The sequence below is a fragment of the Xanthomonas sp. 3498 genome, from assembly GCF_014199795.1.
Classification (GTDB): Bacteria; Pseudomonadota; Gammaproteobacteria; order Xanthomonadales; family Xanthomonadaceae; genus Xanthomonas_A; species Xanthomonas_A rydalmerensis.
Window position 1 is genome coordinate 750,756 of record NZ_JACHOH010000002.1, and the last position, 22,042, is coordinate 772,797.

Genomic DNA, 22,042 nt, shown 5'->3' on the forward strand with positions numbered 1-22,042 from the left:
GGCGGTGTCGGTCATGGCAGCGGGGATCTCGGGGGAGCGGAAGGCAGGGCCGCCGCCGCTGCGGCGTCGCGGCGGTTCGGCAGCAAGGCGCTGCAGGCGTGCAGCAGCAGGCACAGCGCGACGAAGCCGGCATTGGTCCAGGTGAAGGCCTGCGGCGCGAACGGCGACATCACGCAGGCGTAGGCGATGCGCAGGAACACCAGCAGGTTGAACAGCGCCACGCCGCGGCCGAGCAGGCGTACGCTCCACAGCAGCGCCGCGTACAGCGCCAGCATCGCCGCCAGCGCGGCGCCGGGGCCGCCGGCCAGCAGGAACGGCAGGAACTCGGTGCCGACATTGATGTTCGGCGCATCCAGCGGGATGCCGGTGCCGGCAGTGGCGATGGAACCGCTCAGCGGCACCAACTGGTTGACCAGGAAGCTGGCGTTCTCGTAGCCCTTGCTGAGCAGCGCGCCGAAGTTGTACGGGCCGGCACCGATGTACAGCAGCAGCCACTTGATGCCCTGCGGCGCGGCCCGGTACAGCGCGCCGAACGGCAGCGCCACCGAATCCAGCGAGCCCGAGCGCAGCGTGCCCAGCAGCGAGAACGCGGCGGCGCCGGCGCATAGCAGCGCCAGTACCCGTTTCCACGGCAGCGGCCGCGCCGGGTCGCGACGCAGCAAGACCAACAGGCCCACACTGAACACCGCCGCGAACAGGCGGTTGCGGTCGATCACCAGCACCGGGAAGGCGAAGCCGACCAGCAGCAGCGCGTTGCGCACGCTGCGCTCGCGCACGCATAGCAGGCCGATCGGCGGCAGGATCCAGCACATGTTCGACACATGCCGCACGTGCGATTGCAGCGGGCTGAGGTCGGCGTAGGCGGAGGGGTTGTGCAGCAAGGGAATCGGGAACAGCAACAGGTCCAGCAGGCAGAACAGGCCCACCGCGGCGGCCAGGCCGAGCGCGACGAAGGCCTCGCGGGTGCCGGCGTAGTCGCGCGCCCGGAACGCCGCCAACGGCGGCAGGCGGATGCCGAGCAACGCGTCCAGCCCCAGCGTCGCCAGCGCCACGGCGGCCAGCAGCGCGATGCCGGCGAGATAGCCTGGCGGCAGGTCGAAACTGAGTAGGGTCAGCGCACAGCTCAGCAGCAGCGGCAGGCCGAAATACGCCGACGGCAGGCGCAGCAGGCGGCTCATGTGCGCTCGATCAGGGCTGGCTGGCCGCCCTGGCGCAACCGTGCCAACAGCGACAGCCACGCATGTGCCAACAGGTGCCCGCCCAGCGCCAGCGGGCTGCGCCGCAGGAACGCGATCTTGGCGGCGATGTAGTGCGCCTGCGCATGCAGCAGGGTGCGGCAGGCGGGATCGAACAACCGCGCGCGGCGCAATGCCACCTGCCGCGATTCGGCCAGGTTGGCCAGGCGGCTGGGCAAGTGCCGGGTGCGGCTGGCGTTGTGGTCGTGCACGCGGTAGGCGCAGACGGCGACGTCCAGGAAGCCGAGGGCGTCGCGCGCGACCAGGCGCAGGAAGAAGTCCCAGTCCTCGATACGCAGGCCCTCGTCCCACTCCGCGCCCGGCTGCAGCGCGCTGCGCCGGACCAGCGCTACCGCCCCGCTCACCGCCCAGTGGCGGATCACCGCGCGGCGGATGCCGGCCTCGCTCAGGTACAGGCGTTTGTCCACGCCGTGCAGGTCGCGCATGCTGCTCTGGTGCAGCGTGCGGCCCTGGGTGTCGACCACGATGGCGTCGCCGATCACCGCAGCCTTGTGCGGATGCGCGCCCAGGTACGCCACCTGCACGCCCAGCCCGCCGGGCAGCAGGTAATCGTCGCTGGCCCCCAGGCGCAGAAACTCACCGCGGGCCATCGCCACCAGGTGGTTGAGCGTGGCGGCGATGCCGAGGTTCTCGCGCGGCCAGAAGCGCACGTGCAAGGTGTCGCCGTGCTGGGCAATCCACTCGGCGATGCACTCGGCGGTGCCGTCGCTGGAGCCGTCGTCGACGATCACCAGTTCCTTGTTCGGGTACGGATCCTCCAGCACGCTGTCCAGGCAGCGCTGCACGAAGCGCGCGTGGTTGTAGGCCGGGATCAACACCGACACCAGCGGCAGCGTCGGCGGCGTGTGCGGTGCGTCCATCAGCCCAGTCCTCGCAGGTAGCGGCGCACCACCAGCACGTTGAACGCCAGATACAGCGCGTAGTTGCAGGCGAACGCATAGGCCGCGCCGATCAGGCCCATGTGCGCGGTGAACAGCACCACCAGGCCCAGGTAGCTGGCGGCGAAAAAGCATTCGGAGAGCACGAACAGCCGCGTCATCGCCTTGGCCAGCATCAGGTAGGACAGCACGAAGGACGCGATCTTGAGCACGTCGCCGAGCAGCTGCGGCGCATACAGCGGCAACGCGGCGGCAAAATGGGCCGAGAACAGCAGCCGGGTGATCCAGTCGCGGCACAGGTACACCGTAGCCGCGGCCAGGATCACCGCCGGCAGCACGTAGCGGTAGGCGCCACGCAGTTCCTGCAGCAGCGCGGTGCGCGTGTGCAGCGCCGCCAGCTTGGGCAGGTAGTGGACGTTGATGGCGGTGGTGAAGAACAGCAGGTAGGCATCGGAGACACGGCTCACCGCCTGCCAATAGCCGACCTGCTGCCAGCCGAGCTGGCCGGCCAGATGATCGCGCACGCCGATGTTGACCAGCAGCGGCAGCAGCGCCGAGGCCAGGGTCATCGCGGAGAAGGCGGCCAGCCGCCGCACCATCGCCGGGTCGAAGCGGATGCGCAGCATCTCGCGGCGGAAGTACGGGCTGCGCCGCAGCGCCGGCACCCCGGCGCACAGCCAGGCCACCTGCCCCAGCACCAGGCCCAACAGCGCCCCATACAGGCCCATGCCGTGCGCCAGCGCCGCCACCAGCAGCACGCTCAGCACTGCGCCGGCGACCTGGATCAAGGCCAGCCGGCGCACGTCCATGAAACCGTTGACCACGGCCAGAATATAGTTGGCCAGCGCAATCCCGAGCTGCGCCACTGCCAGCACGCAGATCAGCGGCTGGTACTGCGCGTCGCCGAGCAGACGCTCGGCGATCAGGCGGCTGCACAGCAGCGCGGCCACGCCCATCGCGCACGCTGCGACGCAGGCATAGCCCAAGGCGCTTCCCAGCAGCCGGGTCAGCGACTGCGCATCGTCGCGGTATTCGGCCACGTACTTGACCACGCCGGCACCGATGCCGCCGCCGGCCACCGCCGCCAGCAGCGACATCAGGCTGGTGAACTGGCCGAGCCGGGCGACCCCGGCCGGCCCGGCGTACACCGCCACCAGCTTGAGCACCAGCAACGCGGACAGCAGCTTGGCCGCGGTGGCCACGCCGCTGTACACGCCGCTGCGCAGCACGTTCATGCCGCCACGCCACCGAAACGCTGGCAGGCGTCGATCACCTGCGCGACCGCCGCGTCGTCCAGGGTCGGGCCGATCGGCAGACTGAGCACCTCGGCAGCCAACCGCTCGCACAGCGGCAACTGCAGCGTCGCCAGTTCCGGATAGGCCGGCTGCCGATGCGGCGGCGTCGGGTAATGCACCAGGCACTGCACGCCCTGGGCCTGCAGATGCTGTTGCAGCGCATCGCGCTGCGCGCAACGCACCACGAACAGGTGCCAGGCGTGCGCGGCCGGGTCGGCCACCTGCGGCACTGCGATCTGCGGATGCGCGATGCCATCGAGGTATCGCTGGGCGATCGCGCGGCGCGCGGCGATGTCGGCATCCAGATGGCGCAGCTTGACCCTCAGCAGCGCCGCCTGCAGTTCGTCCAGGCGCGAGTTCACGCCCTGCACCAGATGCCGGTACTTGATGTCCGAGCCGTAGTTGCGCAGCACGCGTAGCTGCGCCGCCAGCGCATCGTCGTCGGTGGTCACCGCGCCGCCGTCGCCGAGCGCGCCCAGGTTCTTGCCGGGGAAGAAGCTGAAACCGGCGGCATCGCCGAAGCTACCGGCAGGGCGGCCGTCGCGACGCGCGCCGTGCGCCTGCGCCGCGTCCTCGATCAGGAGTAGGCCATGCTGCTCGGCAATGCTGCGCAACGCGGCCATCTCCGCAAGTTGCCCATACAGGTGTACCGCCAGGATCGCCTTGGTGCGCGGGCCGATCGCCCGTTCCACCTGCGCCGGATCCAAGTTGAAGCTGGCCGCTTCCGGCTCCAGCGGCACCGGTCGCAGCCGGTTCTCGCTGATCGCCAGGAAGCTGGCGATGAAGGTATTGCCCGGCACCAGCACCTCGTCGCCTTCGCGCAGCCGGCCGAGTGCGCGGTAGCCGCGCAGGATCAGGGTCAGCGCGTCCATGCCGTTGCCGACGCCGATGGCATGGGCGGTGCCGCAGTAGGCGGCGAACTCGCGCTCGAACGCGTCCAGTTCCTCGCCGAGCACGTACCACCCGGAATCGATCACCCTCGCCGCGGCGGCCTTGAGCTCGTCGGCATAGCGCGCATTGCTGGCGCGCAGGTCGAGGAACGGCACGCTGGCCGCTGGCAGGTTCATTGCAATTCCCAATGGTAGAAATCGTGGACCACGGCGCGTGCGCCGAAGCGCTCCTTCTGCTCGACCAGGCCGGCATTGAGCACCTGGCCCTGCTGCTCGGTGGAAATGCCCAGGCTGAGGAACTCGCGCTGCGCGTAGACCTGCTCGATCAGTTCGGCCAGCAGCAGGCTCAGCGCATCGGCACGGCGACCCTGCTCCGAGCAGGCCAGGTATTGGGTATGGACGACATGGCCGAAGTCGTACACCAGCGTGCCGGCCAGCAGGTCGGCACCGTCGCGCACTTCGTAGGGCACGATCTGTGCCGGGAAGCGCGCGCAAAGCAGGCGCAGTTCGTCCAGGCTGTGGGTCGGGCGCGCGCCGTGGCGTTGCAGTACCTCGCCCAGCAGCGTATGCAGCGGCGCCGGATCGTCTGCCCGTTGCACGCGCAGCCCGGCGCGGCGTGCCTTGGCGACCGAGCGCTTGCGTGCGGCGGCGAAGCGCGGCGGTTCGCGTAAGGGCACCGCCGAGGACAGGTCGCGGCGCTGCAGGCGCGCGCCGAGCCGGTGCAGCGCGTACAGGTCCTCTTCCGCCGGACTGCGATGAAACAGATGCGGCACCGCCTTGTACAGCAGCGTGCGCACGCCGGTGTCGCGATAATGCGCGGCGATGCGCTCGAACGCCTCCAGCGTCGCCGTCGCACGCAGCGCGTGGGTCGACACCAAGCCGGCATAGCTGAGGCCGGCATGGCTGGTCACCGCGTCGCCATCGCGGTTGGCCGGAAACACCGCCACCGGCGCGCCGGCGTCCTCGACCAACAACGAAGCATCGACGAAGCGTGCGGCGTGATAGTCCATATAGCCACGCCGGTGCAGCAGATTGCCGTTGCGCGAGGCGTCCACCACGGCATCCCATGCCGGCGCGTCGGTCGCGGTATACGCCCTAACCGACAGCATCGCCGTCCTCCCAGGCCATGCCGGCCGGCACCACCGCCTCGGCCACGCCGAACCCGTCGCGGCCCATGTCGTTGCCGTTGTAGAACAGCAGCAGGCGCTCGCCGTGGCGGATCAGCGCCGGATAGCACAGCGTGCGTGCGTCCCAGCCATCGGCCGACAGCGGCAGACCCAACGCCGCGTCGCAGCGCTGCCAGTGGCGGCCGTCGTCGCTGACCGCCATGCCGGGCAGATAGGCGCCGGCACGACTGCCATGGGTGAAATACATCAGATAGCGGCCATCGTGCCGGTACACCCGCGGGCGGCCGATACGGTACTCGTCGCCCTGCGGCTGCAGGCAGACCGTGTCCTGACGCGGGATCGCCTGCAGGTCGTCGGTCTCCACGCAACGGATGTGGTAGCGCGGGTACGGCGTGCCGCCGATCCATTCCCAGTCGTCCCCCACCGCGTACCACAGCTGCCAGCGGCGATTCTCGTAACGCGCCGAATGCACCGCGGCGATGGTGCTGCGGCCCGGCGCGCGGTCCAGCAGCGGCGTGTCCTGGCGGCGCTGGAACGTGTCGCCGCCATCGGTGGAGACCGCCAGGCCGGTAAAGGCAAGGAACTTGGCTCGCGCCACCTGCTGGAAGCCGACATAGAACATGTACAGGCCGTCCGGCCCATGCACCACGTCGCCGAGGATCATGCCGTTGTCGTCGAAGCAGCCGGCGCGACCGATGTCCAGCACCGGTGCGGCGCTGATGCCGAGCACCTGGGTAGGATCGTCGGCGCGCACGTCCACGTAGCCGATGCGGCTGACCCCGGCATCGTTGCGGAAGCCGGCGTAGATGCGCAGACGCTCGGCATCCAGCCGCAGCGGGGTCGGCGTCAGCGCCGAATGCCGCATCCAGCCGCCGACGCCGTCGCGCGCGGTGTCGAACACCAATCCGCGTTTGTGCCAGGCGAACATGCGCCTCACAGGTCCACGTCGAAGCTGGACTTGCCGGCCACCGCCCGCGCCGGCGCACCGACGTAGACGCGTCCGGGTTCGGTGTCGCGGGTCAGCAGCGCACCGGCGCCGATGACGTTGTCGGCGGCGACCTTGACCCGGTCGCTGAGCGTGGCGTTGACCCCGATGAAGCTGCTCGCGCCGATCTCGCAGTAGCCGGAAATCACCGCGTGCGAGGCCACGAATACGTGGTCGTGGATCACCGTGCGGTGGCCGACGTGGTTGCCGCTCCACAGGATGCAGTTGGCGCCGATGCGGGTGAACGGCTGCAGCACGTTGTGCTCGAACACGAAGCAGTGCTCGCCCAGTTCCACGTTGCGCCAGACGAAGGCCTGCGAGCTGACGTAGCTGGCCATACGGTAGCCGCGGCGCCTGGCGTCCAGATAGAACCGCGTGCGCAGCCGGTTGAGTCCGCTGGCGGGGATCGCCACGAATGCCTCCACCTGCGACGGCGGATATCGCTGTTCGAGCTCCTCGTAGGCCACCACCGGCAGGCCGGCCAGGGTCGGCGCGGACAGGTAGTCGCGCTCCACGCTGAAGGCCAGCACCTCGTAGTCGCTGTCGTGGGTGAAGTATTCGCAGGCGATCTGCGCCAGTTCGCCGGCGCCGACGATGACCAGGGGACGCGCCATCGCCTAGGCCTCCTGCCGGCGCATGCCCGCCGCTTCGCGCAGGAACTCGTCGTAGTCGAAAATGTAGTCGGTGGGGTCGTAGGCCTGGTCGGCGAGCACCATCAGCACGCAGTCCGCGCTGAAGTCGTAGAGATCGCGCCAGACCATGCTGCCGAGCAGCAGGCCCTGCCGCGGATCGTCCAGCACCACCTGCGTCGGACCGCTGCCGTCGTCGAGCAGGAACGACACCGAACCGTGCAACGCCACCGCCAACTGGTTGAGATGACGATGCGCATGCTGGCCGCGGTGCACGCCGTTGCGGGTGGCGAACAGGTAGTACACACGGCGGATGTCGAAAGGCACGTCGCGCTGTTGCTCCAGCGCCACGAGCTGGCCGCGCGCGTCGCCGTGCGTCCGCAACTGGATTCGTTCGATTGCCATCAGAGTGCCCGACCGGGCTCCACATCGGAGTGTCCAGGCTGAGTGCCGCGGGTCCGCGGAAAGGTTGCGCAACGCCGACGCGCACTACGACGCAACCTTTCGCCGCAGCGCCGGCACCCATCGACGACCACCGCTGCAGCGATGCCCCGCCGGCATCACGCCGCGCCCCTGCCTCGTCGCCCCCAAGGACACCGCGTACCGCCATGACCTCGCCCACGCCGGCCGCTCCGAAACCGCCCGTTTCCCCTCCTGCCGCGTCGGCGGCATTGCCGCGGCCGATGGTGTGGCTGCACTGGCTCACCGTGCTGTGCCTGGTGCTGGCGGCGGGACTGATCCTGCTGCGCGAAGAGGTCGACAGCCGCATGTGGCGGCAGTGGCTGCTGGAAGGCCACCGCCACTTCGGCCTGTTCGTGCTGGGCCTGTTCTGCCTGCGCGTCGCGCTGCGGATGCGCCTGGGCAAGCGCCACGACCCGGAGGCCGGGTCGGCGCTGATGCGTTTGCTGGCCGGCGCCACCCACGTGGTGATGTACGCGCTGCTGCTGACCCTGCCGGTGCTGGGCTGGGCGCTGAGCCAATCGATGGGCAAGCCGGTGCATCTGTTCGGCGCGACCCTGCCCGAGCTGGTCGCGCCCGATCCCGATCTCGCCGACAGCTTGGGCGCCTGGCACGTCGACGCGGCCTGGCTGCTGCTCGGCCTGATCCTGCTGCACATCGGCGCGGCGCTGTGGCACCACCTCGTGCGCCGCGACGCCGTGCTGCAACGCATGGTGCCGTTCCTGCGCCGCCGCTGAGCCGCGTCTCCGCTCACCTCGTTTCCGTCCGTCGCCGCACCCACCCGCCCGCCAAAGGACCTTCCGCATGCACCAGGCCCCGTCGTCCCCCTCCACCTCCTCCCGCAGCGACAGGACGCGCGGCACCGAGCAGGCGCTGCTGTGGTCGGCGCTGGGCTCGCTGCTGCTGGTGCTGAGCCCACGCGCCGCCGCGGTGCCGGCGTTCGCGCGGCAGACCGGCTCGTCCTGCGCCGACTGCCACATCGGCGCCTACGGCCCGGCACTGACGCCCTACGGCATGCGCTTCAAGCTCGGCGGCTACACCGACAGCGACGGCAACGGCACCAAGATCCCGGCCTCCGCGCAGCTCACCGCCAACCGCAGCGTGCCGGCGCGCGGCGAGAGCCGCACCCGCTTCAGCGAGGCCGACCTGTACCTGGCCGGGCGCATCACCGACAACGTCGGCGGCTACGTCAAGGTCGCCACCACCAACAACGGCAAGAACGACTACACCACGCGCCTGGACAACGTCGACCTGCGCGCGGTGGTCAAGAGCTTCCAGCTCGGCGGCAAGGACACCTTGCTCGGCGTCAGCGTCAACAACAATCCCGGCAGCCAGGACCCGATCGGCATGCTGCCCAACGCCTCCGGGCTGGGCCCGGCCTCGGCCTATTCCAGTTCGACCACCCTGCTCAACCAATCCTCGCTGTCCAACCGGGTGATCGGCACCAGCGTCTACGGCCTGTACGACCGCAACTGGTACGGCGAAGTAGGCACCTACACCGCCCTGCCCGTGTCGACCCAGGACGACCTGGGCTACGCCATCGGCGGCGATCCCGGCAAGCTCAGCGACACCGGCTACCTGCGCCTGAGCTACATGAAGGACCTCAAGCGCCAGTTCTTCTCCGCCGGCGTGGTCGCACTCACCACGCGCCGGCAGTTGCCGCGCAGCACCGGCCCGCGCGACGACTTCACCGATCTGGGCTACGACCTCAACTACCAGTTCCTGGGCACCCGCGAGCACATCCTCAAGCTCGGCTACCTCAACATCTACGAGCGCCGCCGCTACGGCAGCGCGCTGATCGACCCGACCGACCCGGCCCTGGCCGGCCCGCGCCGGGCCAGCGTGCGCGACCAGTCGATCAGCCTCAACTACACCTACAAGCAGAGCTACAGCCTGCTGCTGGCGCACTTCATCAACACCGGCTCGGACGATCCGTTCCGCTACCGCCCGTACGGCGCGCCGGACACCACCAGCAACCTGATCAGCGCCTCGTGGGCGCCGTTCGGCAAGGACGACAGCTATTCGTCTATCTCCAACCTGCGCCTGTCCGCGACCTGGTTCCGTTTCAGCAAGTTCAACGGCAGCACCGGCAACGTGTTCGGCGCTACCCCGGTCACTCGCCCGCGCGACCTCAACCAGTTCGCGCTGAGCCTGAGCCTGGCCTTTTGATCCCCCGCACGGAGCTTCCCCCCATGAAACGCACCAATGCCCTCCCCCTGTGCACCCTGCTGGCCGGCCTGCTGCCGCTGGCCGCCGCGGTGGCGCCGTCCGCGCATGCCGCCGGCGGCGCGCCCGGCGCCGGCGTGTTCGCCAGCGAATGCGCCGAATGCCACAGCGCCGCACCGGCCAAGAACAAGAAGGGCCCGACCCTGTTCGGCGTGGTCGGGCGCCGCGCCGGCAGCGTGCCGGACTACGCCTATTCCGACGCGATGAAGCAGAGCCAGTGGACCTGGAGCGACGACAAGCTGCGCAGCTACCTGTCGCAACCGGCATCCAAGGCCCTGCCCGGCGGCAAGATGAAGTACGACGGACTGGACGATCCAAAGCAGTTGCAGGACCTGATCGCCTACCTGCACAGCCTGCATTGAACTCGCTGCCCGATCGGGTCATATTCGGCGCCCCACGGGCCGGCCGTCGCGTCGCGCCCGTGCCCGATTCCTGACCTGCGAGCACCGAGCCACCGTGCGTGTTTTCCCTGCCGTCCGCGGCGCTTCGTCGCTGCTGCCCGCCGCTACCCAGCGCTGCGGGGCGGGCCGCGCATGCTGAACGCGCACGCGGTCCCGCCGAGCGCCGCATCCCGGCGGTCAGTGCATCCAGGCGTCGGCGCGGCCCTGGCCGTGGGCCTTGCGCTCGCCGCCCTGCACGCGCCGGCGGCAATGGCCGGCGACGTCGGCGGTGCCGCCGGGATCAGCTCGCAACTGGTCGATCGCGGCATCGCCGTGACCCGCAGCACCCCGACCCTGCAGGGCGCGCTGTTCTGGCTGCCGGCGCCGGGCTGGTCGCTGAGCGGCTCGGCCAGCGTGGCACTGGACGCGCCGGGCAAGGTGTTGATGGGCAGCGCCGGCCTGTCGCGCGGCTGGACCCTGTCCGACAACTGGCAACTGCAGGCCGAAGCGCTGCTGTACCGCTACCCCGGCCGGCGTGTCGACCGTCCGTTCAACCGCGACGAGCTCAGCCTGGGCTGGAGCTACCGCGACCGCCTGAGCCTGTCGCTGGCCGCGTTCCGCCTGCCCGACAGCGGCCTGCGCCAGCGCTGGTACGGCGCGCTCGACCTCACCGCGCACCAGCCGCTCCACGGCGCGCTGTCGCTGTCGGCCGGGGTCGGCGTCAGCCAGGCGCCGCCGGCCCTGTACGGACTGGAGTACGTGGCGCACTATCGCTACGGCCACGCCGGGCTGATCTGGAACGCCGGGCGCTGGAGCGTGGAGGTGGACCGCATGTTCAACGACACCCACGGCGGCGCGAACCACGGGATCTGGCCCTGGGTGGCCAGCGTCTCCCGCAGCTTCTGATCCGAGCGCAACCTTTCCGTGCCGCCCCGGCACATACCGGTGCCCGTTGCCACACCTGCCCCCATGAACGACACCGACCTGCTCGGCGATGCCACCGACCGCATGCTGCTCCGGCGCATGGCGGCCAGCGACCGCGAGGCGCTGACCCGCCTGTACCGCGCCTACCACGGCCGCCTGTGCCGGTTCCTGTCGCGGCTGACCCGGCGCCCGGACATCATCGAGGAAGCGATCAACGACTGCTTCTGGATCGTCTGGCAGAAGGCGGGCGACTTTCGCGGCGATTCGCAGGTTTCGACCTGGATCATGGGCATCGCCTACCGCTGCGGGCTCAAGGCGATCCGCCACCACAGCGACGACGCCATCGACGATGGCGTGGCCGCCGAGGACCACGCCGCGGCGGCGGACCCGGACGAGGACCGCGAGCTGCGCGACTGGCTGGGCAAGGGCCTGGAACGCCTGTCGGCCGACCAGCGGCTGGTGGTGGAACTGGTCTACGGCCTCGGCCACAAGCTGGAAGAGGTCGCCGCGATCATGCAGTGCCCGGTGGGCACCATCAAGGCCCGGCTGTTCCATGCCCGGGTCAAGCTTCGCAACGTGTTGCCGGGATTGGCCGGCGACGCGTCCACGCTGACGGAGAGCGCGTGATGAAAACGGGCTTCAATGAGCCAGGCAACGAATGCGCGCATGCCTGGGAACTGATGCCGTGGGTGCTGCAGGACAGCGCCACGGAAGACGAGAACGAATGGCTGGTCGCGCACCTGGCCAAGTGCCAGCACTGCAGTGCCGAGTTCGCCCAGCAGAGCCGCCTGCGCATGGCGATGACCCTGCCCAGCGACGTGCCGGTGGACGCCGAGGCAGGGCTGCAGCGCCTGCTGCAGCGCCTGGACGCGCCGGTCCCCAAGGCACAGCCGCAGCGCAGCCGCACCAGTTGGACCACGCGGGCGCTGGTTGCCGCCGCCCTGCTGCAGGCCGTGGGCCTGGGCGTGCTGGGCGTGCGCCTGTCCGCCGAGCACGAGCGCAGCACCGCCTACCGCACCCTCAGCGACGCCACGCAGCCGCTGGCGGCCGACGCGATCCGGGTGGTGCCGGACGCACGCATGACCCTGGCCGACTGGGATGCGCTGCTGCGCAAGCTGCAGCTGCGGGTGATCGGCGGCCCCAACGCCGCCGGCGCCTACACCGTGGTGCCGATCCAGGCCGGGTCGGCGGCGCAGCCGCAGCGCAGCGTGCAGCAGTTGCGCGCCACCGCCGGCATCCGCCTGGCGGAGCCGATCGCCGCGCCATGAAGCTGCATCTCGCCAGCCTGCTGTTCGCCTGCCTGGGCCTTGGCGCCTGTGCCCACGCCGCGCCGGCGGCCGTCGCCGATCCTGCGCCCGCGGCCAAGGCGCCCAGCCTGGATCCGTCGCCGGCGCTGGACAGCCAGCGCCAGATCGTCCTCGCCGTGGCCAACCCGATGGCCGCGCCGAGCCGCCACGCCGGCTCCAATCTGCTCGGCTATGCCTCGGCCCGCTACTACGGCGCCGGCACCCAGGCGGTCGCCACCCTGGACGCGCTGAACAAGCGCTACGGCCTGCGCCAGGTCGCCGGCTGGCCGATCAAGGCGCTGGGGCTGTACTGCGTGGTGCTGGAGCCGGCGCCGGGCAGCGACCGCGCGGCGCTGCTGGCGCAATTGGCCAAGGATGACCGCGTGGCGCTGTCGCAGCCGCTGCAGGACTTCGGCACGTATTCGGCCGACAGCCAGGCCGCGGCCGCGCCGGCGCAGCCGCTGCGCTACAACGACCCCTACGTGGACATGCAGCGCGGCTTCGCCGCCACCAATGCAGCCACCGCGCAGACGCTGAGCCAGGGCCAGGGCGTGGACGTGGCGATCGTCGACACCGGCGTGGACACGTCGCATCCGGACCTGCGCGGACGCCTGCGCAACACCCGCGACCTGGTCGCCGCCGATCCGGGCGCGTTCAACCGCGACCAGCACGGCACCGAGGTCGCCGGCATCATCGCCGCCGGCAGCAACAACCACCTGGGCATCGTCGGCATCGCGCCGAAGGCGATGCTAGACGTGTACAAGGCCTGCTGGTATCCGCAGCGCCCCGGTGCCGGCGCCGGCTGCAACTCCTTCACCCTGGCCAAGGCGCTGGCGGCGATCGGCGACACCCGCACCCGCATCATCAATCTCAGCCTGGGCGGTCCGGCAGACCCGCTGCTGCGCAAGCTCATGGAACAGTTGCTGCGCGAGGGCCGCATCGTGGTCGCGGCGATGCCGCCCAACGGCCGCATGGACGGGTTTCCCGATGGCATTCCCGGGGTGATCGTGGTGCGCAGCAGCGCCGCCACGCCGGCACCGGCGGGCGTGCTCAGCGCGCCGGGCGAGGACATCCTCACCACCCAGCCCAACGGTGGCTACGACTTCACCTCCGGCTCGTCGATGGCCACCGCCCACGTCAGCGGCGTGGTCGCGCTGCTGCTGGCGCTGGCGCCGCAACTGGACGCGCGCAGCGTGCATGACCTGCTGCTGCGCACCAGCCGCACGCGCGACGGCCTGCTGCAGGTGGACGCCGCCGCCGCCGTGCAGGCGTTGCCGCGCAGCGCTCCCCTCGCCCGCTGAGGTCATCCCCATGCGTTCCTGGATCCCGCTCTGGTTGCACCGGCTCGGCGCGCCGCCAACCTTCTACCGCGTGGCCGGCGCGGTGCGTCCCTGGAGCCTGGCTGCGGCCGTGCTGCTCGGCGCCGTGGCCTGCTACGGCGGGCTGGTGCTGGCGCCGCCGGATTACCAGCAGCACGACGCCTACCGCATCATCTTCGTGCACGTGCCGTGCGCGTGGATGAGCCTGTTCGTGTACGCGGCGATGGGCGTGGCCGGCCTGGTCGCGCTGGTGTGGCGGGTGAAGCTGGCGGAAATCGCCTGCATGGCCTCGGCACCGATCGGCGCCGCCTTCACATTCGTCACCCTGTGTACCGGCTCGCTGTGGGGCCGGCCGATGTGGGGCACGTGGTGGACCTGGGACGCCCGGCTCACCTCGGAACTGGTGCTGCTGTTCCTGTACCTGGGCGTGATCGGCCTGCACCGCGCCATCGACGACCCGCGCCAGGGCGCGCGCGCCGCCGCGCTGCTGGCGCTGGTCGGGCTGATCAACCTGCCGATCGTGCATTACTCGGTGGTCTGGTGGAACACGCTGCACCAGGGCTCCACGGTACGCGTGCTCGGCCCGTCGAAGATGCCGCTGTCGATGCTGTGGCCGCTGCTGACCGGCGTGGTCGCCAGCAAGTGCTACTACGTCGCCAGCCTGTGCGGGCGCATGCGCAGCGATCTGCTGTCACTGGAGCGCGGCAAGGCCTGGGTGCGTGCGATTGCGCTGCAGGCCGCGCCGGTGTCGACGTCGCCGGCGGACACCGCGCCGCCCGCGGAGCACGCGGCATGAGCGGGTTCTGGGCGATGGGCGGCTATGCCGTCTATGTGTGGAGCGCGTACGCGCTGGCGCTGGTGGTGCTGCTCCTGGACAGCCTGCTGCCGCGCCGCCGCCAGCGCCGCCTGCTCGCCGAGATCCGTGCGCAAGTGACCCGCGAACAGGCCCGCCGTGCCCGCGGCAACGCGGCCACCAACGGAGCGCACGATGCATCCCACCCGTAGGCGCCGCCTGCTGCTGGTGCTGCTGTTGCTCGGCGCCGCGGCGCTGGCCACCGGCCTGTTCGTGCTGGCCCTGCAGCACAACATCAGCTATCTGTTCACGCCGAGCCAGGTGCAGGCCGGCGCGGCCAAGGATTACCGGGTGTTCCGGCTCGGCGGCATGGTCAAGGCCGGCTCGATCACGCGCAGCGCCGATTCGCTGCAGGTGCAGTTCACCGTGATCGACAAGGCCGGCGCCACTGCTGTCGCCTACACCGGCATCCTGCCGGACCTGTTCCGCGACAACCAGGCGGTGATCGCCACCGGCTCGATGCAGGGTGCGCGCTTCGTCGCCACCGAAGTGCTGGCCAAGCACGACGAGACCTACATGCCGCAGGAACTGAAGGACGCGATGGCGCAGGCGCATGCCGATCGCGCCCACGTCGGCAACACCTCGGCGGCCGCTGCGGCGACCGCACGACCATGAGTCCGATCGCGTCCCACCGCGCCGGAGCAGCCGCACCATGAGCGCCGAGCTCGGCCAATGCGCCCTGATCCTGGCCTTGCTGCTGGCGCTGGTGCAGGCCGTGCTGCCGCTGCTCGGGGCCTGGCGCGGCCAGCGCACCTGGATGGCGGTGGCGCGGCCGGCCGCGTACGCCCAGGCCGGTTTCGCCTGGCTGGCCTTCGGCCTGCTCGGCTACGTGTTGCTGCAGCTGGATTTCTCGGTGCGCTACGTTGCCGCCAACGCCAACCTGGCGCAGCCCTGGTACTACCGGCTGGCCGCAGTGTGGGGCGCACACGAGGGCTCGCTGCTGCTGTGGATCGCCATCCTCAACCTGTGGACGGTGGCGCTGGCGCGCAGCAGCCGGCACTTGCCGGAAGCCTTCGCCGCGCGCGTGCTCGGGGTGCTCGGGCTGATCTCCAGCGGCTTCCTGGCCTTCGTCCTGTTTACCTCCAATCCGTTCGCGCGGCTGTCGCCGATGCCGCGCGACGGCAGCGAACTCAACCCGGTACTGCAGGACCCGGGCATGGTGTTCCACCCGCCGGTGCTGTACACCGGCTACGTCGGTTTTTCGGTGGCCTTCGCCTTCGCCATCGCCGCCCTGCTCGGCGGCGAACAGCAGCAGGCCTGGGTGCGCTGGGCGCGGCCGTGGACCAATGTCGCCTGGGGCTTCCTCAGCGCCGGCATCGTCGCCGGCAGCTGGTGGGCCTACGCCGAGCTGGGCTGGGGCGGCTGGTGGTTCTGGGATCCGGTGGAGAACGCCAGCTTCATGCCGTGGCTGGTCGGCGCCGCGCTGATCCACACCCAGGCGGTCACCGAGAAACGCGGCGCGCTCGGCGCCTGGACCCTGCTGCTGTCGATCCTGGCGTTCTCGCTGTCGCTGCTGGGCACCTTCCTGGTGCGCTCCGGCGTGCTGACCTCGGTGCACGCCTTCGCCGCCGACCCGCGCCGTGGCCTGTACATCCTCGGCTTCCTGGTGCTGGTGGTCGGCGGCTCGCTGCTGCTGTACGCGCTGCGCGCGCCGCGCCTGGCCGCGGGCAAGCCGTTCGCCGCGCTGTCGCGGGAGACCGCGATCCTGGTCGGCAACCTGATGCTCAGCGTGGCCGCGGCGATGGTGCTGCTGGGCACGCTGTTCCCGCTGCTCGGCGATGTGCTGCGGCTGGGCAAGATCTCGGTCGGGCCGCCCTACTTCGGCCTGCTGTTTCCGCTGCTGATGCTGCCGGTGGTGCTGCTGTTGCCGTTCGGTCCCTACCTGCGCTGGGGCCGCACCGACCCCGGCGCGCTGCGCGCGGTGGCCGCGCGCGCCGGTCTGGCGGCACTGGGCTGCGCACTGCTGGCGTGGTTGCTGAGCGCGGGTACGCTGCGCGCGGTGGCCGGCGTCGCGGCCGCGACCTGGGTCGGCGTCGGCACCGCGTTGTATGCGCTCACCCGCTGGCGCAGCGCCCCGCGCGGCCGCCGCTTCCCCGCCGAACTGGCCGGCATGCTGCTGGCGCATACCGGGGTCGCGGTGTTCGTGGCCGGCGTGCTGCTGTCGGAAAGCCTGTCGGTGGAACGCGACGTGCGCCTGGATCCCGGCCAGAGCGCCCAGGTCGGCGCGCATGCGTTCCGCTTCGACGGCGTGCGCCTGGTCGACGGCCCCAACTGGAAGGCCGAGCAAGGCACGGTGAGCGTGCTGCGCGACGGCGCCGTGGTGGCGGTACTGCATCCGCAGAAGCGTCTGTACAGCAGCGAACGGATCCAGACCGAGGCGGCGATCGATGCCGGCGTGCTGCGCGATCTGTACGTCGCGCTGGGCGAACCGGTCGACGACCAGCACATCGAATACGGCTGGACCCTGCGCCTGTACGACAAGCCCTTCATCCGCTGGATCTGGGCCGGCGGTCTGCTGATGATGCTCGGCGGCTTCGTCAGCGCCGGCGCGCGCCGCCTGCGCGCGCAACCGGTCGCGGACAGCGCCGCCACGCCGGCCGCGCTCGCCGGAGCCGCGCCATGAGCCGGCTGCTGCCGCTGGCTGGCTTCCTGCTGCTGGCCGCGTTGTTCGGGTTCGGCCTGTGGTGGAGCCGCAGCCACGATCCGCGCGAGGTGCCCTCGCCGCTGATCGGTAAGCCGGTGCCGGCGTTCGCGTTGCCGCGCCTGGACCGGCCGGAGCTGCGCAGCGGCAGCCAGGAACTGCGCGGTCGCCCGTATCTGCTCAACGTGTTCGGCAGCTGGTGCATGGCCTGCAGCGAGGAGCACCCGCTGCTGATGGCGAAGGCCCGGCAACTGGGGGTGACCCTGGTCGGTTACGCCTACCGCGACGATCCGCACGATACCGCCGCCTGGCTGGCGCGGCGCGGCAATCCGTATGCGCTGGTACTGGTGGACGCCGATGGCCAGCGTGCGATCGATCTGGGCGTATACGGCGCACCGGAAACCTTCCTGATCGATGCCGACGGCGTGGTCCGCTACAAGCACGTCGGCGTGCTGACGGCGCAGGTGCTGGCCGATGAGCTGCGCCCGGCGATCGCGTCGCTCGACGAGGCGCGGCGATGAGCGCGCGCGTCGCACGGACGTGCCGACGCACGCCATGGTGGCGATTGCTGGTGCTGCTGTGGCTGCTGGGCGGTGCACTGCCGACGTTTGCCCAGGCAGTGGACCCGTTGCCGTTCAAGGACCGCGCGCAGGAACAGCGCTTCCAGCAACTGACCGCGCAGTTGCGCTGCCTGGTCTGCCAGAACGAGAACCTGGCCGATTCCGACGCCACCCTGGCGCGCGACCTGCGCCACCAGGTGTTCGCGCAACTGCAGGCCGGGCGCAGCGATGCGCAGATCAAGCAGTACATGGTCGATCGCTACTCGGCCTTCGTCCTGTACGACCCGCCGCTGGCGCCGGGCACCTGGCTGCTGTGGTTCGGGCCGGCGCTGTTGCTGCTGGGCGGCGCCGCGATGGTGCTGGCGACGCTGCGGCAACGCCGCCGCGCCATCGGCGCCGCGACGGCGGACGCGGATGCGGAGGACGCCTGGTGACGCCCGGCTTCCTGTTTGCCGCCGCGGCGATGCTGGGCATCGCCCTGTTCGCGGTGCTGCGTCCACTACTCGTCCAGCATTCCGGCGCATCTGCGCAACGCGGCGTCGCGTTGCTGCTGGCGCTGAGCCTGCCCCTGCTCGGTGCAAGCCTGTACTGGCGCATCGGCACACCGGCGGCCCTGGCCGGTGTCCCGCTGCACCCGCTGCCGCCGGCCGCGCCGGAGCAGACCGCGCAGCTGCTGCAAGGCTGGCTGCAACAGGCCTGGGACGCGCAACAGGCGCGGCACCCGCACGAGGCGCAGCAGGCCTATGCGCAGGCCCTGCGGATCGCCCCGGACAATGTCGAGGCCCTGCTCGGCTGGGCCGAGACCGACATGGCGCAACGCGCCGATCTCACCGTCGGCAGCGCCGCACGCGCCATGCTCGACCGGGTGCTGGCGCAGCAACCGGACAACCAGCGCGCCCTATGGATGCGCGGCATCGCCGCCTTCCAGCAGCAGCGCTATGCCGCCGCCGCCAGCGACTGGCGCCACCTGTTGACCCTGCTGCCCGCCGGCTCGCCGTTGCGCGACGCGGTGACGCAGAAGATCGCTGCGGCCGAAGCGATGCTCGCCGCACCAGCCGCGGCGACCACCACGCTGCGCTGATGCCACTACGCCGAACGCGGCTGCCGAATCTGCGCTTAATTAAGTACCTTCGGAATCAAGTGCCTTCGGAGCCGCAGGCTTTTTTCGTGTACTTGTAATCAACCAGCACCCATCCGCCTCCGTTGGAGTTGGAAACGAATTTGTAGCTCCACGACTGGGAGACGCCGCCAGTGCAGTTCGATACGGAATATGTGTCTCCGGGCTGCCCGGGCGGTAGCGGCGTTGGCGGCGCATCTCCTGGCGCCTGCGGACGCACGCGACCGTCAGTGGTCCGGGTGTACGTAACAGTGACGTCGCGGAGCTTGTCGACTTCCCCAATCAGATGCCCGTTGACGTACTGGGCATGCTGTTGAAGCCAGGCCACGACGGCCTGCTTTTCGGGAGATTGGTCGGGGTAGGTCGTCGTGGTCGTAACAATGACGGGCGACGCGGTGGCGGCGCCAGCAAAGAGTTGCGCGGCGAGAAGATGGACCGCAAACACTACTCTCCACAGGTTCTTGGCGACGTTCATGACCTGATCTTCCCTGGCGGACGGATGCTTCTCAAGGACGCTATTCGCTTTCTCTGATCAGCCGCAAGAGTTGGCGCGACGTGTCTACCAAACAACCCATCAGAAGCGGCCCTGCAGATGGCCGAGCAATGAACGTGCGTGCGCGCGATCAGAATAGGCCACGGGATCATGACTGGCACGCCGCCGGCCGCCTGGAAATCAGCTGGTCGAGAAGAAAGCGAATGCAGCGCTGCGTGGGGAAAAGCCTGTTTCACCATTCCCTATGCCACCGCTCGGCGGCCTCAAGTCGCTTCTGTAGGACGCCGCTTATCACTCACACCCTGCGGACACAACAGCGCGAGCCAGGCCAGGGATTTGCGTCGGAAATAGGAATGCGTATCATTAACTGACCCGCAGCCCTCGCTGCCATCCGCTCCGCCTAGCCCTGTCGCCAAGCCGGTGCCTCTCCCGACGGGCCTCCATGCACCCTGTTCCGCCAGCGTCGCCGCGCCTCTCCACCCCGCCCACCGCCGCCTCGCGTGGGCTGCCGCCCTGGCTGGGCGTGCTGGCGCGCACCCTGGCCGCGATCGTCGGCGGCTATGCGCTGGCCGCGGCCACGGCGGTGCTGTTGCCGCTGCTGTGGCCGTCGGTGCGTGCGCAAGCGGTGTTGAGCGGCATGATGCTGGGCATCCTGGTCTGCGCCTGCACCGCGCTGTGGGCGTTCGCCGCGCGCAGTCCCGGACGTGCCTGGCTGGGCATCGCCGCGCTGCTGGCGCCGATGGCGCTGGCCATCGCCTGGCTGCAGCAGCAGGCGCCATGAAACAGGGATTCCGCCAATCGATGGCCTGGCTGCACACCTGGAGCGGCCTGCTGGTGTCCTGGGTGCTGCTGCTGATCTTCATGGCCGGCACCGCCAGCTATTTCCGCAACGAGATCAGCCGCTGGATGCGTCCGGAACTGCCGAGCGCGCAGCCGAGCACCGACGTGGTCGCCGCCCGGGCGGTGGCGCTGCTGCAGCGCGAGGCGCCGCAGTCGCCGCAATGGTTCGTGTCGCTGGCCAACCCGCGCGCGCCGTTCACCGATCTGTTCTGGCGCAATCCACCGCCGGCCGACGGTGCCCGCCAGAGCCGCAAGGAGATGTTCGGCAGCGCCCTGCTCGACCCGGTCAGCGGCGAGGCCAGCCAGACCCGCGACACCCGCGGCGGCGACTTCTTCTACCGCCTGCACTTCGACCTGCACTACCTGCCGGCGCTGTGGGCGCGCTACATCGTCGGCTTCTGCGCGATGTTCATGCTGGTGGCGATCATCAGCGGCGTGATCACCCACAAGAAGATCTTCAAGGACTTCTTCACCTTCCGCCCGGCCAAGGGCCAGCGCTCGTGGCTGGACTTCCACAATGCCAGCGCGGTGCTCGCCCTGCCCTACCACGCGATGATCACCTACACCGGGCTGGTCACGCTGATGCTGATGTACCTGCCCTGGGGCATCAAGACCGCCTATCCCGATGCCGAGCAGGCGTTCTACGCCGAGGCCTTCCAGGAGCCGCAGAACCTGCGCGAGGCCAGCGGCACGCCCGGGCACATGCTGCCGATCGCGCAGCTGCTGGACGTGGCGCGCCGCGAATGGGGTGCGCAGGCGCCGATCGCCGGCTTCACCGTGTACAACGCCGGCGACGCCGCCGCGGCCATCCAGATCCGCCAGGGAGACGGCCAGCGGCTGGGCTACACCACGCCCTCGCTGCTGCTGGACGCGGCCAGCGGGCAGATCCTCGGCCGCAGCGGCGAACTCGGCGCCGCGGCGGAGACCCGCAGCACCCTGTACGGCCTGCACCTGGCGCACTTCGCCGGGCCCTGGCTGCGCTGGCTGTTCTTCGGCTGCGGCCTGCTCGGCTGCCTGATGGTGGCCAGCGGCGCGATCCTGTGGGCGGTCAAGGAGCGGCCCAAGCACGCCAAGGCCGGCCGCATCGGCCTGGGCCTGCGCCTGGTCGACGCGCTCAACATCGGCACCGTGGCCGGGCTGCCCATCGCCTTCGCCGCCTATTTCTGGGGCAATCGACTGCTACCGCTGCACCTGGAATCCCGGCCGGAAAGCGAAGCGACAGTGTTCTTCCTGGCCTGGACCGCGGCCCTGGTCGCGGCCCAGGTGTGGCCGAAACGCCCGATGTGGGCCTGGCAACTGTATGCGGGCGCGGCGTTGTTCGGCTTGCTGCCGTTGCTCAATGCCATCACCACCGACGCGCACCTGGGCGTGAGCCTGCTGGCCGGCGACTGGGCGCTGGCCGGGTTCGACCTGGTCTGCCTGTTCCTCGGTATCGCCCTGGCGCTGGCCGCGCGGCGCATGCAGCGCTGGCAACCGCCGCTGTCGGCGGCAGAACGCCGCGCCCGCGAACGCGGCGGACCCGGCAAGCCGGTGCTGGCCACGGAGGGCGCATGACCGTGCTCGGCCTGTGCCTGGCCTTCTCCGGCTTCGTCGCGCTGTGCCTGGGCATGGAAAAGCACCAGCTCGAGCTGTACGGCGCTCGCCGCGCCACGCCGCCGCGCCTGCGGCGACTGCAGGCCGCCGGCTGGTTGCTGCTGAGCGCGGCATTCGCCAGCTGCGTTGCAGCGCGCGGCTGGGGCATCGGCCCGGTGCTGTGGGTGGGCTCGCTCAGCGCCAGCGCGGCGCTGCTGACCCTGGGCCTGCTGCCGTACCGGCCGCGGCTGATCGTGCCGCTGGCGTTGCTGGCGCCGCCGCTGGGCGTGGGCGCCGCCCTGCTGGGCTAGA

At 70.5% G+C, this 22,042-nt stretch carries 26 protein-coding genes; 17 read left to right on the forward strand and 9 right to left on the reverse strand.

All coding sequences use genetic code 11. From position 1 onward, the window contains the following. Positions 1-11: 11 nt before the first annotated feature. From GGR66_RS08340 to GGR66_RS08375, 8 genes are read right to left on the reverse strand one after another with little or no spacing between them, the layout of a single operon-like run. Positions 12-1,178, reverse strand: a complete 1,167-nt coding sequence (locus GGR66_RS08340) for a hypothetical protein (protein ID WP_160968061.1) — start codon at positions 1,176-1,178, stop codon at positions 12-14. Continuing rightward, positions 1,175-2,116: a glycosyltransferase gene (locus GGR66_RS08345; protein WP_160968063.1), complete on the reverse strand. Its 942-nt coding sequence runs from the start codon at positions 2,114-2,116 to the stop codon at positions 1,175-1,177. The genes GGR66_RS08340 and GGR66_RS08345 overlap by 4 nt, the downstream gene beginning before the upstream one ends. Next, on the reverse strand, positions 2,116-3,369 hold the full coding sequence (locus GGR66_RS08350; RefSeq protein WP_184447934.1) for an O-antigen translocase: 1,254 nt from the start codon (positions 3,367-3,369) through the stop codon (positions 2,116-2,118). Before GGR66_RS08350 ends, GGR66_RS08345 begins: the two co-directional genes overlap by 1 nt. Further along, positions 3,366-4,496: a DegT/DnrJ/EryC1/StrS family aminotransferase gene (locus GGR66_RS08355; RefSeq protein WP_184447935.1), complete on the reverse strand. Its 1,131-nt coding sequence runs from the start codon at positions 4,494-4,496 to the stop codon at positions 3,366-3,368. The genes GGR66_RS08350 and GGR66_RS08355 overlap by 4 nt, the downstream gene beginning before the upstream one ends. Beyond that, complete coding sequence (locus GGR66_RS08360) at positions 4,493-5,428, reverse strand: GNAT family N-acetyltransferase (RefSeq protein ID WP_184447936.1); 936 nt, start codon at positions 5,426-5,428, stop codon at positions 4,493-4,495. Before GGR66_RS08360 ends, GGR66_RS08355 begins: the two co-directional genes overlap by 4 nt. Further along, positions 5,415-6,374 carry a hypothetical protein gene (locus GGR66_RS08365; protein WP_184447937.1) on the reverse strand — a complete coding sequence of 320 codons (960 nt, stop codon included), beginning with the start codon at positions 6,372-6,374 and terminating at the stop codon, positions 5,415-5,417. Before GGR66_RS08365 ends, GGR66_RS08360 begins: the two co-directional genes overlap by 14 nt. 5 nt (positions 6,375-6,379) lie before the next feature. Beyond that, complete coding sequence (locus tag GGR66_RS08370; protein WP_184447938.1) at positions 6,380-7,045, reverse strand: acetyltransferase; 666 nt, start codon at positions 7,043-7,045, stop codon at positions 6,380-6,382. Between the two features lie 3 nt (positions 7,046-7,048). Further along, entirely contained in the window at positions 7,049-7,465 is a 417-nt protein-coding gene (locus GGR66_RS08375) for an FdtA/QdtA family cupin domain-containing protein (protein ID WP_160968075.1), read from the reverse strand. A gap of 278 nt (positions 7,466-7,743) precedes the next feature. Here GGR66_RS08375 and GGR66_RS08380 point away from each other — a divergent pair, with 278 nt between their 5' ends. The 14 genes from GGR66_RS08380 to GGR66_RS08445 all read left to right on the forward strand — a co-directional run bounded on the left by GGR66_RS08380 (position 7,744) and on the right by GGR66_RS08445 (position 18,789). Continuing rightward, the gene (locus GGR66_RS08380) at positions 7,744-8,256 is read left to right on the forward strand and encodes a cytochrome b/b6 domain-containing protein (protein ID WP_184448118.1); all 513 of its coding nucleotides are present in this window, start codon (positions 7,744-7,746) and stop codon (positions 8,254-8,256) included. A gap of 67 nt (positions 8,257-8,323) precedes the next feature. Beyond that, positions 8,324-9,688 (forward strand): cytochrome C, encoded by a 1,365-nt coding sequence (locus GGR66_RS08385; protein ID WP_184447939.1) that lies wholly within the window; start codon positions 8,324-8,326, stop codon positions 9,686-9,688. A 23-nt stretch (positions 9,689-9,711) separates the two neighbouring features. Further along, a complete protein-coding gene (locus tag GGR66_RS08390; RefSeq protein ID WP_184447940.1) occupies positions 9,712-10,107 on the forward strand; it encodes a c-type cytochrome in 396 nt (131 codons plus the stop codon). A gap of 249 nt (positions 10,108-10,356) precedes the next feature. Further along, complete coding sequence (locus GGR66_RS08395) at positions 10,357-11,031, forward strand: hypothetical protein (protein ID WP_317845262.1); 675 nt, start codon at positions 10,357-10,359, stop codon at positions 11,029-11,031. A gap of 63 nt (positions 11,032-11,094) precedes the next feature. Then, a complete protein-coding gene (locus GGR66_RS08400) occupies positions 11,095-11,676 on the forward strand; it encodes a sigma-70 family RNA polymerase sigma factor (protein WP_017913785.1) in 582 nt (193 codons plus the stop codon). Then, a complete protein-coding gene (locus GGR66_RS08405; protein ID WP_160967427.1) occupies positions 11,676-12,317 on the forward strand; it encodes a zf-HC2 domain-containing protein in 642 nt (213 codons plus the stop codon). Before GGR66_RS08400 ends, GGR66_RS08405 begins: the two co-directional genes overlap by 1 nt. Beyond that, positions 12,314-13,636, forward strand: coding sequence for a S8 family serine peptidase (locus GGR66_RS08410; RefSeq protein WP_184447941.1), 1,323 nt, complete (start codon positions 12,314-12,316; stop codon positions 13,634-13,636). The genes GGR66_RS08405 and GGR66_RS08410 overlap by 4 nt, the downstream gene beginning before the upstream one ends. Before the next feature lie 10 nt (positions 13,637-13,646). Continuing rightward, positions 13,647-14,450: a heme ABC transporter permease gene (locus GGR66_RS08415; protein ID WP_184447942.1), complete on the forward strand. Its 804-nt coding sequence runs from the start codon at positions 13,647-13,649 to the stop codon at positions 14,448-14,450. After that, positions 14,447-14,659: a heme exporter protein CcmD gene (gene ccmD, locus GGR66_RS08420; RefSeq protein WP_160967433.1), complete on the forward strand. Its 213-nt coding sequence runs from the start codon at positions 14,447-14,449 to the stop codon at positions 14,657-14,659. Before GGR66_RS08415 ends, ccmD begins: the two co-directional genes overlap by 4 nt. Continuing rightward, positions 14,643-15,122, forward strand: coding sequence for a cytochrome c maturation protein CcmE (gene ccmE, locus GGR66_RS08425; RefSeq protein WP_184447943.1), 480 nt, complete (start codon positions 14,643-14,645; stop codon positions 15,120-15,122). Before ccmD ends, ccmE begins: the two co-directional genes overlap by 17 nt. 37 nt (positions 15,123-15,159) lie before the next feature. Next, complete coding sequence (locus tag GGR66_RS08430) at positions 15,160-17,130, forward strand: heme lyase CcmF/NrfE family subunit (protein WP_184447944.1); 1,971 nt, start codon at positions 15,160-15,162, stop codon at positions 17,128-17,130. After that, complete coding sequence (locus tag GGR66_RS08435) at positions 17,127-17,669, forward strand: DsbE family thiol:disulfide interchange protein (protein ID WP_184447945.1); 543 nt, start codon at positions 17,127-17,129, stop codon at positions 17,667-17,669. Before GGR66_RS08430 ends, GGR66_RS08435 begins: the two co-directional genes overlap by 4 nt. Beyond that, complete coding sequence (locus tag GGR66_RS08440; RefSeq protein ID WP_184447946.1) at positions 17,666-18,142, forward strand: cytochrome c-type biogenesis protein; 477 nt, start codon at positions 17,666-17,668, stop codon at positions 18,140-18,142. The genes GGR66_RS08435 and GGR66_RS08440 overlap by 4 nt, the downstream gene beginning before the upstream one ends. After that, positions 18,139-18,789, forward strand: a complete 651-nt coding sequence (locus GGR66_RS08445; RefSeq protein ID WP_184447947.1) for a tetratricopeptide repeat protein — start codon at positions 18,139-18,141, stop codon at positions 18,787-18,789. The genes GGR66_RS08440 and GGR66_RS08445 overlap by 4 nt, the downstream gene beginning before the upstream one ends. 55 nt (positions 18,790-18,844) lie before the next feature. Here the strand turns inward: GGR66_RS08445 and GGR66_RS08450 are convergent, their stop codons facing one another. Beyond that, positions 18,845-19,300 (reverse strand): hypothetical protein, encoded by a 456-nt coding sequence (locus GGR66_RS08450; RefSeq protein WP_184447948.1) that lies wholly within the window; start codon positions 19,298-19,300, stop codon positions 18,845-18,847. Between the two features lie 460 nt (positions 19,301-19,760). Between GGR66_RS08450 and GGR66_RS08455 the strand changes: the two genes are divergently transcribed. The 3 genes from GGR66_RS08455 to GGR66_RS08465 are packed head-to-tail and all read left to right on the forward strand — an operon-like array spanning position 19,761 to position 22,041. After that, positions 19,761-20,099 (forward strand): DUF3649 domain-containing protein, encoded by a 339-nt coding sequence (locus GGR66_RS08455; protein WP_255421627.1) that lies wholly within the window; start codon positions 19,761-19,763, stop codon positions 20,097-20,099. Continuing rightward, positions 20,096-21,712, forward strand: coding sequence for a PepSY-associated TM helix domain-containing protein (locus tag GGR66_RS08460; RefSeq protein ID WP_184447949.1), 1,617 nt, complete (start codon positions 20,096-20,098; stop codon positions 21,710-21,712). The genes GGR66_RS08455 and GGR66_RS08460 overlap by 4 nt, the downstream gene beginning before the upstream one ends. Beyond that, positions 21,709-22,041 (forward strand): DUF3325 domain-containing protein, encoded by a 333-nt coding sequence (locus tag GGR66_RS08465; protein WP_184447950.1) that lies wholly within the window; start codon positions 21,709-21,711, stop codon positions 22,039-22,041. Before GGR66_RS08460 ends, GGR66_RS08465 begins: the two co-directional genes overlap by 4 nt. Position 22,042: the final 1 nt, after the last annotated feature.